The organism is Cedecea lapagei (assembly GCF_900635955.1).
Taxonomy (GTDB): Bacteria; Pseudomonadota; Gammaproteobacteria; order Enterobacterales; family Enterobacteriaceae; genus Cedecea; species Cedecea lapagei.
The window spans coordinates 1,444,803-1,460,334 of sequence record NZ_LR134201.1 but is presented as its reverse complement, the minus strand read 5'-3'; the positions used below and the strand labels follow the sequence as shown (position 1 = coordinate 1,460,334).

The 15,532-nt window shown below is 57.3% G+C and carries 13 protein-coding genes; 3 read left to right on the top strand and 10 right to left on the bottom strand.

Features of this window, described 5'->3' with window-relative positions; translation table 11 throughout:
* Nucleotides 1-123 precede the first annotated feature (123 nt).
* Nucleotides 124-750: a glutathione S-transferase family protein gene (locus EL098_RS07100; RefSeq protein ID WP_126355595.1), complete on the top strand. Its 627-nt coding sequence runs from the start codon at nucleotides 124-126 to the stop codon at nucleotides 748-750.
* Here EL098_RS07100 and EL098_RS07095 read toward each other — a convergent pair.
* The 3 genes from EL098_RS07095 to EL098_RS07085 form a co-directional block, all read right to left on the bottom strand.
* On the bottom strand, nucleotides 742-1,860 hold the full coding sequence (locus tag EL098_RS07095; RefSeq protein ID WP_126355594.1) for a PQQ-dependent sugar dehydrogenase: 1,119 nt from the start codon (nucleotides 1,858-1,860) through the stop codon (nucleotides 742-744). The genes EL098_RS07100 and EL098_RS07095 overlap by 9 nt on opposite strands.
* 114 nt (nucleotides 1,861-1,974) lie before the next feature.
* Nucleotides 1,975-2,358, bottom strand: coding sequence for a biofilm formation regulator BssR (locus EL098_RS07090; RefSeq protein ID WP_126355593.1), 384 nt, complete (start codon nucleotides 2,356-2,358; stop codon nucleotides 1,975-1,977).
* Nucleotides 2,359-2,454: 96 nt separating this feature from the next.
* Nucleotides 2,455-3,036 carry a hypothetical protein gene (locus EL098_RS07085; RefSeq protein ID WP_126355592.1) on the bottom strand — a complete coding sequence of 194 codons (582 nt, stop codon included), beginning with the start codon at nucleotides 3,034-3,036 and terminating at the stop codon, nucleotides 2,455-2,457.
* 335 nt (nucleotides 3,037-3,371) lie between these two features.
* Here EL098_RS07085 and rimO point away from each other — a divergent pair, with 335 nt between their 5' ends.
* A complete protein-coding gene (rimO, locus tag EL098_RS07080) occupies nucleotides 3,372-4,697 on the top strand; it encodes a 30S ribosomal protein S12 methylthiotransferase RimO (RefSeq protein ID WP_038481148.1) in 1,326 nt (441 codons plus the stop codon).
* A 104-nt stretch (nucleotides 4,698-4,801) separates the two neighbouring features.
* Here rimO and EL098_RS07075 read toward each other — a convergent pair whose 3' ends face one another.
* The 7 genes from EL098_RS07075 to EL098_RS07045 form a co-directional block, all read right to left on the bottom strand.
* Nucleotides 4,802-5,542: a MipA/OmpV family protein gene (locus EL098_RS07075; protein ID WP_126355591.1), complete on the bottom strand. Its 741-nt coding sequence runs from the start codon at nucleotides 5,540-5,542 to the stop codon at nucleotides 4,802-4,804.
* 36 nt (nucleotides 5,543-5,578) lie between these two features.
* Nucleotides 5,579-6,490, bottom strand: coding sequence for a glutathione ABC transporter permease GsiD (gene gsiD, locus EL098_RS07070; protein ID WP_126355590.1), 912 nt, complete (start codon nucleotides 6,488-6,490; stop codon nucleotides 5,579-5,581).
* Nucleotides 6,491-6,492: 2 nt separating this feature from the next.
* Nucleotides 6,493-7,413, bottom strand: a complete 921-nt coding sequence (gsiC, locus tag EL098_RS07065; protein ID WP_126355589.1) for a glutathione ABC transporter permease GsiC — start codon at nucleotides 7,411-7,413, stop codon at nucleotides 6,493-6,495.
* Between the two features lie 104 nt (nucleotides 7,414-7,517).
* Complete coding sequence (gene gsiB, locus EL098_RS07060) at nucleotides 7,518-9,056, bottom strand: glutathione ABC transporter substrate-binding protein GsiB (RefSeq protein WP_126355588.1); 1,539 nt, start codon at nucleotides 9,054-9,056, stop codon at nucleotides 7,518-7,520.
* 12 nt (nucleotides 9,057-9,068) lie between these two features.
* Complete coding sequence (gene gsiA, locus EL098_RS07055) at nucleotides 9,069-10,943, bottom strand: glutathione ABC transporter ATP-binding protein GsiA (protein ID WP_126355587.1); 1,875 nt, start codon at nucleotides 10,941-10,943, stop codon at nucleotides 9,069-9,071.
* Complete coding sequence (gene iaaA / locus EL098_RS07050; protein WP_126355586.1) at nucleotides 10,943-11,896, bottom strand: beta-aspartyl-peptidase; 954 nt, start codon at nucleotides 11,894-11,896, stop codon at nucleotides 10,943-10,945. The genes gsiA and iaaA overlap by 1 nt, the downstream gene beginning before the upstream one ends.
* Nucleotides 11,897-12,110: 214 nt before the next feature.
* The gene (locus EL098_RS07045) at nucleotides 12,111-14,054 is read right to left on the bottom strand and encodes an autotransporter outer membrane beta-barrel domain-containing protein (RefSeq protein ID WP_408609121.1); all 1,944 of its coding nucleotides are present in this window, start codon (nucleotides 14,052-14,054) and stop codon (nucleotides 12,111-12,113) included.
* A gap of 245 nt (nucleotides 14,055-14,299) precedes the next feature.
* On the opposite strand from EL098_RS07045, the gene moeA reads away from it, so the two are divergent.
* Nucleotides 14,300-15,532 carry a molybdopterin molybdotransferase MoeA gene (gene moeA / locus EL098_RS07040; RefSeq protein ID WP_126355584.1) on the top strand — a complete coding sequence of 411 codons (1,233 nt, stop codon included), beginning with the start codon at nucleotides 14,300-14,302 and terminating at the stop codon, nucleotides 15,530-15,532.

Genomic DNA, 15,532 nt, shown 5'->3' with positions numbered 1-15,532 from the left:
ATTCGATAACTGGGCGAGTTGCCGCCGTCAGGTTAATTTTTTTAACTTTGGTTGAGATACCGTGGTGTTTTTACGAGCCGAACAGGCGATACTCAACCCCTACCTGCAAAAAAAGGAACCATCATGATTACCGTTTGGGGCAGAGATAATTCCACTAATGTTAAAAAAGTCCTGTGGTGTCTGGAAGAGCTGCAGCTGCCGTACCGCTCAGTACCGGCCGGGGGGAAATTTGGCCTGACGCACGACGCAGAGTATCTGGCGATGAACCCGAATGGGCTGGTGCCGTGTATTCATGATGATGCCCATGAACTGACGCTTTGGGAATCCAATACGATCGTGCGCTACCTGGCCGCAGAGTATGGCCGTGATTCGCTGTGGGTAAACTCCCCTGCGGAGCGTGCCAAAGGGGAGAAATGGATGGACTGGTCGGCGACGGCGGTGTCCGGCCCATACCGCGACGTCTTCTTCAATCTGGTACGCCTGCCGGAAGAACAGCGGAGCCAGGAGCAAATTGAGCGCGGTGTCGTTGCCTGCAACAAGCTGTTTGCCATCGCCGATGCCGAACTGGCAAAACAACCGTGGCTCGGTGGAGAAGAGTTCGGCACCGGCGACATTGCCTTTGGCCCGCAAATTTACAGCCTGCTGAACCTCGATATTCCCTGGGATGCGGTGCCTAACCTCCAGCGCTGGTACCAGCAATTGACCCAGCGCCCGGCATTCCAGAAAGTCATTATGATCCCATTAAGCTGACGGGCTTAGCTTTAGCAGCTCTCCGTCAGATTCGTCGGTCAGGACATAGAGATAGCCGTCCGGGCCGACGCGCACATCGCGGATGCGCTTTTTACGATCGCCCAGCAGCCGCTGCTCGTTTGTTACCTTATCGCCGCTGAGCGTCAGCTCTATCAGATTCTTTTCTTTAAGCGCGCCGATAAACAGCTTGCCTTTCCACTGCGGGAACGTCCCGGACTGATAAAACGCCATGCCGCTTATCGCCGGGGAGACTTTCCAGTAATGAGCCGGCTGTTCCGTGCCCTCGACTTCTCCGCCTTTTGCTTCCGGGATCTTAAGTCCGCTGTAGTTAACGCCCCAGGTGGCAAGCGGCCAGCCGTAGTTTTTACCCGCCTGCGGGATGTTGATTTCATCTCCGCCCCTTGGTCCGTGCTCGTTTAACCAGAGCTCGCCGTTAACCGGATTGATGGCTAATCCCTGAGGGTTACGGTGACCGTAGGACCAGATTTCAGGCCGCACGCCCTGTTTGCCGACAAACGGGTTGTCCTGCGGCACGGTACCGTCCGCATTAAGGCGGACCACTTTCCCCTGCAGCTTATCGAGATCCTGCGCGGTAGCACGCTCGTTGTTTTCCCCGAGGGCGATAAAAAGGTGGCCTTTATCGTCAAACGCCATACGCCCGCCGAAATGGTTGCCGGTGGAGAGCTTTGGCGTCTGGCGGAATACCACCTTAAAGTTTTCCAGCCGCTTCATGTCCTGGCTCAGCGTGCCATATCCCACGGCGGTACCCGCTTTATTGCCGCTGCCGCCTTCGGAAAAGCTAAGCCAGACGCGGCGGCTGCTGGCGAAATCCGGCGCCAGCACAACGTCAAGCAAACCACCCTGCCCGTGAGCCCAGACCACAGGTACGCCGCTAATCGGCTCCGATAATCCTTCGCCCTGCTGCCAGCGATGAAGCTCCCCGCCGCGCAGAGTAATCAGCATGCCCTGGTTATCGGGCAAAAAGTCCAGCGCCCAGGGATGAGGCAGGTTGGTTTGCAGGACGTCGACTTTAGTTTCTGCGGCAAGAGCAAAAGTGGAAGAGAAAAGCAGCGTAGCGGCGATAAGCGGGCGGGACGGGAACGGCGTCATGGCGATCTCCTGAATTTACCTGTCCGTTAAGGGTAGCCGCCGGGGAAAATCGAACGATCGCTTTTACACAACATTAAGAACGGGGAGCATAAAGGGCTCCCCGCGATTGGTCGGTCAGGCTTCGAGGGCCTGCCCGCGTGCTGCCAGGGCATTCAGGCCCTGAGTGAGTTGCTTCAGGCCGGCTTCAAGCTTCACCGCGTCCACCGAGATGTATTGCGGGCAATCTTTACGCCCGCTCATCAGACATACCGCGACCGATGAGCACGCCTCCACGGCATGGCGAAAATTATCCTTTTCATCCTCCATCAGGCTCGCCTGCAGCATAAATGCTGCGTCGTGACACCGATGGCATAGCGCAAGTAAGTTAGCGCGAAGCTGCTCGCTTTCGCTAACCGACATATATCCCTTAGCCTTTCTCATCGCCAGGTAAGTGGCTATTTCTCCCTTCGAAATCTGCAGCTTTTGCAGCAGATCGTGTTTCAGCGTACGTTTGGACATAGTGCCATCCTCCTCGTGAGCTATCGGGTAACCCACAGCTAAAGTATGGTCAACAGAACAAAAACCGTGGCTTCTTTCTTTCCTGTTTAATGCTGTTTAGCGAGAAAGTAACAGCTCGCAGTGGCTGAAATGTACCGGTCTGCACTGCCCCTGCACCGCCCAGACGCCAGCTTTCTTTAGCATCGTATGGTACTGGCGCTGATACACCGGCACGATAATCTTATCGCAATGACGCCGCACGTTATCGAGCAGAACCGGGAAAATAATTCGGTCAATATTCTGTTCGGTAAAAGCTTTATTGAAGCGAACCACTTCGCAGCCTTCGGCAAACAGCGACAGAGGGCTGCTGCTTCGGGCGCCCATTTCATCTACCCAGAATTCTGACGACGCATGCTCATCGCTATTGCTGCTGAAATATTTTATAAACGGCGCGGAGTATTCAAGGCTGCCCGGTTCAGCTTTTATCACGCAGAAAAGATTATTGTCGGTAAACCAGGCCGCTTTTTTTTTCAGCCAGCTCGTTTGCGCCTCCCGAAGCGGGTGGCTAAAAACAGACTCTTTCATTCCATGCGTCATCAACAGACGGCAGCCATTAACTTCAACGCGGGTTTCCAGTTCAACCCCTAAAAGTTGCCCATCTAACGTCGAGATCGGCAGCGCCCAATGGTGCATGTTCATCATATTCCCTTACTTTTCGTAACTTACTGATAATTGATCGTTTTTATCTATCAATCAAATAAAAACGATCCTTATCGCAAAACCTACCAATTTTAGTGGTATGCCCAGGTAGTTGATTTAAGGAGGGATTAAAATCTGCAATGAGATAAATCGGAGTGAGAAAATGGCGCTTAGAGCTGAATTACTTTCACGCAATGCTGATGGCTAAAGGGATCGCTGTCGGCGGAGGCAGGAAGAGCACAAAAAGCAAATCACAATTCTCCAGTACAAATTCCCGATCAACCTCTGTAGAATCCCTGCCCTAATCCTTCTAATAATCGAACAATTTTTAAGCTATGAGCAATGTGACCCAACAGCCCCGTATCGGGTTTGTCTCCCTCGGCTGCCCGAAAAACCTCGTGGACTCCGAACGCATCCTGACTGAACTGCGCACCGAAGGTTATGACGTGGTGCCAAGCTATGACGACGCCGACATGGTTATCGTCAACACCTGCGGCTTTATCGACAGCGCCGTGCAGGAATCACTGGAAGCCATCGGTGAAGCGCTGAACGAAAACGGTAAGGTGATTGTTACCGGCTGCCTGGGTGCCAAAGTGGATCAGATCCGTGAAGTGCATCCGAAGGTGCTGGAAATCACTGGCCCTCACAGCTACGAGCAGGTTCTGGAGCATGTTCACCACTACGTGCCAAAACCTCAGCACAACCCGTTCCTGAGCCTTGTCCCGGAACAGGGCGTAAAGCTCACGCCGCGCCACTACGCTTATCTTAAAATTTCCGAAGGCTGTAACCATCGCTGCACCTTCTGCATTATCCCGTCGATGCGTGGCGATCTGGACAGCCGTCCCATCGGTGACGTCCTGGCTGAAGCAAAACGTCTGGTAGAAGCCGGCGTGAAAGAGCTGTTAGTCATCTCCCAGGATACTTCTGCCTACGGCGTGGACGTGAAGCACCGCACCGGTTTCTGGAACGGCGCACCGGTCAAAACCAGCATGGTTAGCCTGTGCGAGCAGCTCGCTAAGCTGGGCGTCTGGACTCGTCTGCACTACGTTTACCCGTACCCGCACGTTGACGATGTGATCCCGCTGATGGCGGAAGGCAAAATCCTGCCGTACCTGGACATCCCGCTACAGCACGCCAGTCCGCGCATTCTGAAGCTGATGAAGCGTCCTGGCTCTGCGGATCGCCAGCTGCAGCGCATCAAGCAGTGGCGTGAAATCTGCCCGGATTTGACCCTGCGTTCGACCTTTATTGTCGGCTTCCCGGGTGAAACCGAAGAAGACTTCGAGATGCTGCTCGACTTCCTCAAGGAAGCGCGTCTGGATCGCGTTGGCTGCTTCAAGTACAGCCCGGTTGACGGCGCAACAGCCAACGAGCTGCCGGACCAGGTGCCGGAAGAAGTGAAAGAAGAGCGCTGGAACCGCTTTATGCAGCTGCAGCAGAAGATCTCTGCCGAGCGCCTGCAGGAGAAAGTAGGCCGCGAGATTCTGGTGATGGTTGATGAAGTAGACGAAGAAGGCGCCATCGGCCGCAGCATGGCTGACGCGCCTGAAATCGACGGCGCGGTTTATCTGAACGGTGAAACGAAGCTGAAGCCAGGCGACGTGGTCCGGGTGAAGGTTGAGAATGCGGATGAGTACGATCTGTGGGGATCGGTGGTTTAATTTTTGCCCCTCACACTAACCCTCTCCCCACAAGGGAGAGGGAATAAAAAATCTCTCTATCCTTGTTTTCTCCCTCGCCCCCATGGGGTGAGGGGTGAGAACGCCTAAAACGTATAACTCATCCCCACCGTTAATTCTCGCAGGTTATTCTTATTCACCATTGGGCTGTCGCTGATAGTGCTCGGGTAGAAGCGCTGGGTGAACTGCGCCCAGGTATTCCACAGCGGCGTCCAGGCATAGTTCATTGCAAGCTGCGCATAAGGCACAATGCTGCTTTGCGGGCGCCATGCTGCCAGGCCCGTTTTTACCGACTCTTTCTCAGAGATGCCATAGTAGTAACGCGTATTTTGCGCATTAGAGAAATCCATTCCTGCTTCCGGAACCAGCGTGAAATCGCCCCATTGCGCCATTGCAATCCAGGCCGAATTAGCGGTCACGCCGTTGCTGACGCCCAGCGTGTCGCCCGCTAGCGTCGCGCTAAATGCCCCCACCGGCGTGGTGTACTGCATCGTCATTCCGCCCATCATTGTGCTGTTGCGGTTGCTCAGGCCTCGCAGCGCTGGCGTTTGCCCGGTATCCGCACGGTACAGGGTGTCGTAGTAATAGAGTTTCGCGCGCAGCAGCAGCGTATCGGTATTGATAAAGTTATAGCCGGCTTCTGTGCCGTCAAGATACCAGGTTTTACCGTCGTAGCCGACATAAGGCAGCGCCCACCGCAGCTGATGGCGAGTTTGATAAGGCGTTTGATAGAGCCCGCCCTGCGCACCCAGCGACCAGCTGGCCGCCGGGCAGGAGGTGGCAATCAGCAGCGGGCTTAGCAGAAGTGCCCCGGTTATCTTTCGCATGTCTCTACTCCAGGGCCACTAACGTACTGCCGCAGCTTAGCCTTTAATTTTGGGATCCAGCGCATCCCGTAGCCCATCACCCAGTAAGTTGAACGCCAGCACGGTCAGAAAGATGGCGAGACTCGGGAAAATAGCTACGTGCGGGGCGATGACCATATCTGCCCTGGCCTCGTTCAGCATGGCCCCCCACTCCGGCGTCGGAGGTTGGGCGCCAAGGCCGAGAAAAGAGAGGCTGGCGGCAGAAATAATCGAGGTACCAATTCGCATCGTAAAATAGACCACGATCGACGAAACGGTTCCCGGCAGGATATGTCGGAAGATAATAGTCGTATCCGGGGCACCAATGCTACGAGCAGACTCAATAAAAGTTTGCTGCTTCAGCACCAGAGTATTGCCGCGAACGAGGCGGGCAAAGGCCGGGATGCTGAAAATCGCTACCGCTATAATCACGTTAGTCATGCCGCTGCCCATCACCGCTACCACGGCAATGGCCAGCAGGATGCCGGGGAAGGCGAAGAGCACATCACAAATACGCATGATGATGCGGTCCCACCAGCCTTCGTAATAGCCCGCAAGCAGACCAAAGAAGGTGCCGATAAGCGCGCCGATAAGTACCGAAAAGACCCCGGCGGCGAGGGAAATTTGCGCCCCGACCAGCACACGGCTAAAAATATCGCGCCCCAGCGAGTCAACGCCGAACCAGTGCAGGGCCGACGGCCCCTCATTCAGCCTGTCGTAGTCGAAGTAGTTTTCGGCATCAAAAGGCGCTATCCACGGCGCTATCAGCGCAACCAGTATCAGCAAAAGCACAAACAGCCCGGCGGTCATCGCCACCGGCTGCTGGCGAAAGCGGCGTAAAAATTCACTCCACGGGGTACGAATTTGCCCGGCGCGAACCACCGGCATCGCGTTTACTATGGCCTGGCGTCGCCAGTTTAAAAGTCGCATCCTTATTTGTACCTGATGGCCGGGTTAATGGCGGCATACAGCAGATCCACCACTAAATTGATCACAATAAACTCCAGCGAAAACAGCAGCACTTCCGCCTGAATAACCGGGTAGTCGCGCATCTCCACCGAATCCACCAGCAGGCGCCCTAACCCCGGCCAGTTAAACACTTTCTCCACCACAATCGAGCCGCCAAGCAGGAAACCGAACTGCAGCCCCATCATAGTGATCACCGGGATCATCGCGTTGCGCAGGCCGTGTTTTACTACGATCAGCGTTTCGCTCACGCCTTTTGCCCGGGCGGTACGCATATAATCTTCGTGCAGCACATCCACAAACGACGCGCGGGTGAATCTCGCCATCACCGCCGCCACCGCGGCGCCAAGGGTGATAGACGGCAAAATATAGTGCTGCCAGCTGTCGGCTCCCACCGTGGGAAGCCAGCCCAATTCAACCGAGAAAACCTGCATCAGCAGCATCCCCAGCGCAAAAGCCGGGAATGAAATGCCCGAGACGGCAAGCGTCATGCTCAGGCGGTCCGGCCAGCGGTTACGCCAGACGGCGGCCACGATGCCGGTCGCCAGGCCAAACAGCGTGGCCCAGGCCATGCTGGTCAGCGTCAGCCATAGAGTAGGCATAAAGCGGCTGGCAATCTCTTCGGACACCGGGCGGCGAGACACCAGCGAAGTGCCAAAATCGCCCTGCACAACATGGGTGATGTAGTGCAGGAACTGCCGCCACAGCGGCTGATCCAGCCCCAGCTGCTTACGAACAAGTTCAATGACCGTCGCGTCGGCCTCTGGGCCGGCAATCAGCCGCGCCGGGTCACCGGGCAACATGTGCACGAACAGAAATACCAGCACCGCAACGATAAACAGTGTCGGGATCAGGCCCAAAAGGCGCTTGAGGAAATAGCTAAACATCGCGGCCCCTCACCCTCTCCCCAAAGGGAAGAGGGAACAGAGACGGATTTCGCTTTCGCCCTCTCCCTTGCAGGGAGAGGGCTGGGGTGAGGGTCATTATCACGCTACTTCAGATCCGCATTATCAAAGCTGAATCCGGTGTCCGGCATCACATAGAACCCGGTGAGATTTTTGCTGTGGGCTGAAACCAGCTTTTCCACTACCAGAGGCACCCACGGAGACTCTTTCCAGATGATCTCCTGCGCATCCTTATACAGCTTCGCTTTCTCTTCTGGTTTTGTGGTTTTCAGCGCATCAGCAAGATCTTTGTCCACCTGAGGATTGCTGTAGAACGCGGTATTGAACAAGGTTGGCGGCCAGTTCTGGGAGGCAAACAGCGGTGACAGAGACCAGTCGGCCTCGCCGGTTGAAGCCGACCAGCCGGTGTAGAACATCCTTACGCCGCTCTCTTTCTGCCCTTTAGCCTCCACTTCTGCCGCGCGCTGCCCGGCGTCCATCGCCGTCACTTTCACTTTGATGCCGACCTGTGCCAGCTGCTGTTGGGTGAACTGCAGAACTTTCTGCGCGGTGCTGTGGTTATGGGACGACCAGAGCGTGGTTTCAAAGCCGTTCGGGAAACCGGCTTCTTTCAGCAGCGCTTTAGCCTTGGCCGGATCGTAAGGCCAGGGTTTAAATTTTTCGGAATAGGCGATGGAAGGCGGCACCACCCCTTCCGCAGGCGTGGCATAACCGGAGAAGGCTACTTTCACCAGCGCCTGACGGTTGATCGCGTAGTTAATGGCTTCACGCACCTTCGGGTTATCAAACGGCTTTTGCGTCACGTTCATGCTGATATAGCGCTGCATGATAGACGGGGAAGCCACCAGCTCAAGCTTGCTGTTTTTCTCCAGCACGCCGGCCTGCTCGTAAGGAATCGGGAACGCAAACTGCGCTTCGCCGGTTTGCAGCATCGCCGCACGGGTGTTGTTATCGACTACCGGACGCCAGGTAATGCTGTCCAGCTTCGGCAGGCCCTGCTGCCAGTAACCGGCGAATTTCTTCACCTTCACAAAGTCGGTCTGATTCCAGGTGTCCAGCTGATACGGGCCGGTACCCACCGGATGGAAGCCGATATCTTTGCCGTACTTTTGCAGCGCCGCCGGAGAGATCATCGCCGTCGCCGGGTGAGCCAGGATATTGATAAACGCCGAGAACGGCTCTTTTAAGGTGATTTTTACCGTCGAAGGATCGACCGCTTCGGTTTTGGCGATCGTTTTATACAGGTTATAGCGCTTGAGGTGGTTATCCGGGTTGCTGGCGCGGTCAAGGTTAGCTTTTACCGCCTCGGCGTTGAAGTCGGTGCCGTCCTGGAACTTCACGCCAGAACGTAATTTGATGGTGTATACCAGACCGTCATCGGAGACCTTGTAGCTCTCCGCCAGCACGTTCTGCAGCTTCATGTCTTTATCGAGCCCGAATAAGCCCTGATAAAACGACTTCGCCACCGCCTGCGACAGCGTGTCGTTAGCATCGTACGGATCGAGCGTGGTGAAGTTTGAGGCTACCGCTACGACGACATCTTTAGCCGCGAGAGCGGGCGTGGCGATAACGGCGGAGACCAGTCCCGCCGCCAGCAGCCATTTTTGCGTTGTGTTAGCTGTCATTATTGTTTTCCTTTAGAGGCGATTTTCACTGCTGCCGATGGGATGGCGGGCGACAAAATGCCCGGGCCCCACCGCAACCAGCGGTGCTACGTGCGGTTCATCCCCCAGGCTGCGTGTGGCACTGGGGATCTCGTCAGACACTAATACGGGTTTGCGTCCCTTACGGGTTGGGTCAGCCACCGGCACCGCCGCCATGAGCTTGCGGGTATACGGGTGCTGGGGGTTTTCAAACACCGCGCGGCGCGGGCCAATTTCAACAATCTGGCCCAGGTACATCACCGCCACGCGATGGCTGATGCGCTCCACGACGGCCATGTCGTGGGAGATAAACAGGAAAGCGATGCCGAACTCGCGCTGCAGGTCGAGCAGCAGGTTAACTATCTGCGCCCGAATCGAAACGTCCAGCGCGGAGACGGACTCGTCGGCGATCACCACCTTCGGGTTCAGCGCCAGCGCGCGGGCGATACAGACCCTCTGACGCTGGCCACCGGAGAATTCATGCGGATACCGCCAGGCGTGTTCCGGCTGCAGCCCCACGCGCTCAAGCAGCCAGGCAACACGCTGCTGAGCCTCATCTTTTGGCATAGCATGGTGAACCAGCAGCGGCTCCATAATGGAGTACCCCACCGTCTGGCGCGGGTCCAGCGAGGCATACGGATCCTGGAAAATAAACTGAATATCTTTGCGTACATGCTGCAGGTCGCCGTTAGGCAAATTATCAATACGCTGACCGTTAAAGGTGATGGTGCCGCCCTGGGTTTCAACCAGCCGCAGCAGCGAGCGCCCGGTGGTCGATTTGCCGCAGCCGGACTCTCCCACCAGCGACAGAGTCTCGCCGGGCAGTAAATCAAAGCTCACCTTTTCCACGGCATGAACCTGGCGGGTCACGCGGTTGAATATTCCGCTGCGCAGCGGAAAGCGGGTCACCAGGTCGCGCACTTCCAGCACCGGCCTGGCCCCCTGAGGAATGGTATCCTGCTCGGTTTCCGGCTCCTGCTGGCCCTCTTTTCCCGGCACCATCAGCGGAAATTTACGCGGCAAATCGCTGCCGTTCATGGCCCCCAGACGCGGGACGGCGGCCAGTAAGGCACGAGTATAATCGTGCTGCGGATTCTGGAATATTTGCTCAACGGTGCCGGTCTCCACCGCTTCACCCCGGTACATCACCAGCACGCGATCGGCAATATCGGCTACCACGCCCATATCGTGGGTGATAAAAATCACCCCCATCTGCATTTCATCCTGCAGCACCTGAATAAGCTGCAGAATTTGTGCCTGAATAGTCACGTCGAGAGCGGTTGTCGGCTCATCGGCAATCAGCACCGCCGGGCGGCAGGAGAGCGCCATGGCTATCATCACTCGCTGGCGCATACCGCCGGAAAGCTGGTGTGGGTAGCGGTTCAGGATGGCCTGAGCTTCGGGAATGCGAACGCGCTCAAGCATACGCCTTGCTTCAGCCAGCGCCGCGCGCCCGTCAAGCTTTTGATGTAAACGAATGGATTCGGCAATCTGCTCGCCGACGGTGAACACCGGATTTAGCGAGGTCATCGGCTCCTGGAAAATCATCGCTACATCCGCGCCGCGAACGCGACGCATCTGCGCGCTGCTTAGCTCGGGGAGGTTGATCACTTCGCCGTTGCGGCGTCGCAGCAGCAGCTTCTCGCACTCAGCCTGGCCGCCACCCTGCTCCAGCAGGCGCATCAGCGCCATCGCCGTCACCGACTTTCCGGAACCCGACTCGCCAACAATCGCCAGCGTTTCGCCGCGGTTAAGGGTCAGCGACAGGTGACGCACAGCCTCGGTGACCTGCTGCTGCTGGCGAAAACGAATATTGAGATCGCTAACGGCGAGCACCTGCTCGTCCGGCAGCTCATGACTGTGCGGCATTAACTCTCCTGGTCACGATAAATTCCTACATTAGGGGCATCGCCCACAAAACCAAAGCCGCGGTACATCCCTTCGCTGTTAAACGGCAGCGCGACGTTACCCTGATTGTCGATGGCAATCATGCCGCCGCTGCCGCCCAGGGCGGGCAGTTTTTCCATCACCACACGTTCGGCAGCCTGCTGCAGGCTTAGCCCGGCATACTCCATCAGGGCAGCAATATCATAGGCCGCAAGCGTGCGTATAAAGACTTCTCCGGTGCCGGTGCAGGAGACCGCCACGTTGGCGTTATTGGCGTAGCAGCCCGCACCAACCAGCGGCGAATCGCCCACCCGGCCCGGCAGTTTATTGGTCATCCCGCCGGTGGAGGTCGCCGCGGCGAGGTTACCGCGTTTATCCAGCGCCACTGCGCCTACCGTGCCAAACTTCGTATCGGCATCTATCGGCTCTGCTCCGTCATGATCCAGCAGCGTTTGCTGGCTTTCACGGGCGCGAAGCAGCTGCTGGTAGCGCTCCTCGGTCGAAAAAAGCGTTTCCGCTACCGGCTCAAGGCCTTGCTGCACGGCAAAACGTTCCGCCCCTTCGCCAATCATCAGCACGTGCGGGCTGTTTTCCAGCACCAGCCTGGCCGCAAGAATCGGGTTACGAATATGGCTGACGCCCGCCACGGCCCCGGCATCCAGGCTGTTGCCGTCCATCACGCAGGCATCAAGCTCATGTCTGCCCTCGCTGGTGAAAACCGACCCGATCCCCGCGTTGAAAAGCGGACACTCTTCCAGCAGGCGTACCGCCTCGGTTACGGCGTCCAGCGCGCTGCCGCCTTGCTCGAGGATCTGCTGCCCGGCTTCCACTATTGCGGATAGCGCGCGGATAAACTGCTGCTCTTTTTCCGGCGTCAGCTGCGCGCGGGTCAGGGCTCCGGCCCCGCCATGGATAGCGATAACGGCTTTGGTCATTCGGCATTGCCTGTAGAAAGTGGCATCTGACAACGTTTTTTCTATAAATATCAGAATCGTTGCCAAACATTGATACGATTTTTGAATATAGAAAGACGTAAAAGTGTTGTAAAGAAAATTGACTTTGCCCGGCGAGGCGCAGGCAGCCCCGGTGGCAGCAGACAAGGGCGACTTTTGAAACTAAAGTCGCCCTTTTTCAGGTAATAACAAAATCTTAGAACTTCGCGCTGATCCCCACGTTATAGCTGGTCTGGTTACCGTCGCTTAAACCGGCCGTTTGTGACACCGCCGCAAAAGCAGAGACGGTATCAGAGAGCGGCATATCGGCCCCGACGGCAATATCTGCCCAGTTTTTATCCACCGCTTCGCCGCTGCGGCTGAAGGTCAGCGCCGTGGATTTTAAGCCGCCGTTCGCACGGTAGTTGTCATCCCCAAATTGATGACGGTAGCTTGCCTGCGCCCAAGGATTAATGGCCCCCAGCTTAGTGTCCACTCGCCAGCCCGCGCTGCCGATTTGTGAATGACCGTTCTGGTCGCCAAAACGCATGGCGGTGCTGCTGCTCCCCTTTTCACCGTAGCCATTTACGTGGCTGTAGTCCCAGGCGTATTGCAACATCGGCCCCGTGGTCAGCCAGTTCGTGACGGGAATATCGTAGCCAGCCGTTAATCTCGCACCATAGAGCCTGCCATCGGTATCACCTTTTTCGGTGCGGGTTAGCTGCCCCAGCGTGATATCGCGCTGAATATTGGTGAAATCCGCAGAGAGATAATGCACGTCGCCGTTCAGCCAGGCCTGCCCTGCCCTGAGCTGACCAAAGAGCGCGGCCTGAAAACCTCGTGTGTCGAAGCGATAGTTATCCTCCGGGCGCTGGTTGTCCAGCGAACCGGCTATCAATCCCCCCAGTACCACGTTTTCATTCAGCTGGTAGTCGAGCCCGACGGTCAGGTTATTGGTGTTCCCTTTGCCGTCCCCGGTGTCACTCTTTCCGCTGTAACGCTGATAACCGCCGCTGTAGCCGCCGAACACGCCCAGTGTACCTGCCGCGTTATCGCCATGCCGCAGCTGCTGATAGCGGCTGTCGAGGGTTGCCCGGCTGCCGCGCACCATCGCCTGGGTCCCCTGGTTAAGACGTGTCACCTGCGCCGGCGCGGCGATAATCGACTCAATATATTGGGCAATAATGCTGTGTACCTGCGGGCCGGGGTGGAAGTGGTCGGCAAATAAATAATCCTGAGCAGCATTAAATCCTGGCGTTGAGCTTGTGCAGTCGGTGGCCGCAACGCCAGGTGGACAGGCCATCCCGGCGGTGTTGGTCAGGCCGAATGCCTGAGGGTTGGCAAGGATCTCCTGGAAGACGCCGTTGATATCCGCCCGCGCAATATTGCCTCCATGCTGCAGCAAAGCCCGATCCTCGGCGCTATTGTAAAACGTGGTGAGCAGAGAAGCCTGCTGCACGGCCTCGTCGTAGGCGGCGATGAGCTGAGCGGCGACGCCCTGCTGAATAAGCGGGTTAGCGCTGACGACGTAAGCCGCCGCCTGCAACGCCTGATGAATCGCCTGCTGGCGGCTCGCGAGGTCAGGGGTTTGCGCCGCATCAAGAGAGGCATAGGCGGCCTGGATGGCCGGCGTTGCCGCCGCGCCCAGCCCCGCGCTAAGCACCAGCTCCATCAGCGTTGGTGTTGCCCCGATATTCGGGACATTCGGCACCACCACCAGCCCGGCTCCGGCATCAAGTAAAGCGCCAACCTGAGCCGCAGCGTTGGCCGCGCTGTTGGCGGCAATTCCCTGCGCAAGCGCAGGCTGCGTGGCGGCCGCGGCAAGGTCGTTTCCGCCTATCCAGTGAATGTATAAACCGTTGCCGTCTGCACGTCCGCCGGTCTGGCTCAGGTAGCGCTGCACCTGGTTTTGGGTATTATCTGCCGGGTTCAGCGCTGGCACCGCGGTGCCCCCACCTGCGGCATAGTTGCTGCCGCCCTCGCGGGATGGCGTTAACGTCAGGCCATAGCGCCCGGCAAGCTGTTCGTCGTAGAGCTTGTTCTGGCTGCTGTTCCAGGTCCAGCGCCCGTTGTTGCCGGTATCGCTGAGACTGTCGCCAAATACGGTGAGTGAATCAAAGGCAAAGGTGGATGAAGTGAAGCCCACAGCGATAGCCAGCATACTGAATGGAAATACTTTTGGTTTTCTTATCATCAGTTCTTCCTTGCAGAGGTTTTGTAGTAGCCACCATGACTATAGCCAATGGCTGTTTACGCGCAGACCGAGCGTAAAGAAGAAACGTGACAACGTGATGTAACGCATATCTGGCCGCTGGCCGGCGTTTTTTTGCTGATCCCGGACATGCCGCCTGGCGGCGTTTTCTGCCATACTAAGCCCTTATTTTGTCCCTGCTCCAGGAGCCACGAATGGAATTTACCGCCGGGCTGATCCCGCTTGAAACCGCGCTTGAACAGATGCTGTCCCGTATTCACCCGTTGTCCGAAACGGAAACCCTGCCGCTGCTGCAGGCTACGGGCCGCATCACCGCCGCCCCCGTTTTCTCTCCGCTTGATGTCCCGGGTTTCGACAATTCAGCGATGGACGGGTATGCGGTGCGGCTGGCAGATATCAAAGCCGGCGGCGCGCTGCCTGTTGCGGGTAAAGCCTTTGCCGGGCAGCCGTTCAGCGATGAATGGCCTGCGGGCACCTGCGTACGCATCATGACCGGCGCGCCGATTCCTGCCGGGGCAGAAGCCGTAGTGATGCAGGAAGAGACAGAAGTGACCGAAAGCGGCGTGCGTTTTAACGCCGTCGTGAAGAATGGCCAAAATATTCGCCGCCGTGGCGAGGATATCCGCCAGGGCGCCAGCGTGCTGGCAGCAGGCCTGAAGCTGACCGCAGCTGAACTGCCGCTGATTGCCTCCCTCGGCATCCCGGAGGTTAAGGTCCATCGCAAAGTGCGTGCGGCGGTGTTTTCTACCGGAGACGAACTCCAGCTCCCAGGCCAGCCGCTGGCCGAAGGCCAGATTTACGATACCAACCGCCTGGCGGTACACATCATGCTGGAGCAGCTGGGCTGCGAAGTCATTGACCTCGGCATTGTTCGTGACGATCAGGATGCGCTTCGCGCGGTGTTTAAAGAGGCGGACAGCCGGGCAGACGTCGTCATCAGCAGCGGCGGCGTTTCAGTGGGCGAAGCTGATTACACCAAACAAATTCTCGAAGAGCTGGGCGAAGTGGGCTTCTGGAAGCTGGCGATTAAGCCGGGCAAACCTTTTGCTTTTGGACGCCTCAAAAACAGCTGGTTCTGCGGCCTGCCGGGTAACCCGGTTTCAGCTGCGCTGACCTTCTACCAGTTGGTGCAGCCGCTGCTGGCAAAACTGAGCGGCCAGCTGAGCAGCCCTCTTCCTCCGCGAATGCGCGTGCGCACCGTCGGCAAACTGAAGAAATCACCGGGCCGCCTCGACTTCCAGCGCGGCATTCTGCGTCGCAATGAGCAGGGTGAGCTTGAGGTGCTGAGCACCGGGCACCAGGGCTCGCATATTTTCAGCTCCTTTAGCCAGGCCAACTGCTTTGTGGTGCTGGAGCGAGAGCGCGGCAATGTTGAAGCCGGAGAATGGGTTGAGGTCGAACCGTTTAACCCGCTGCTCGGAGGCTGA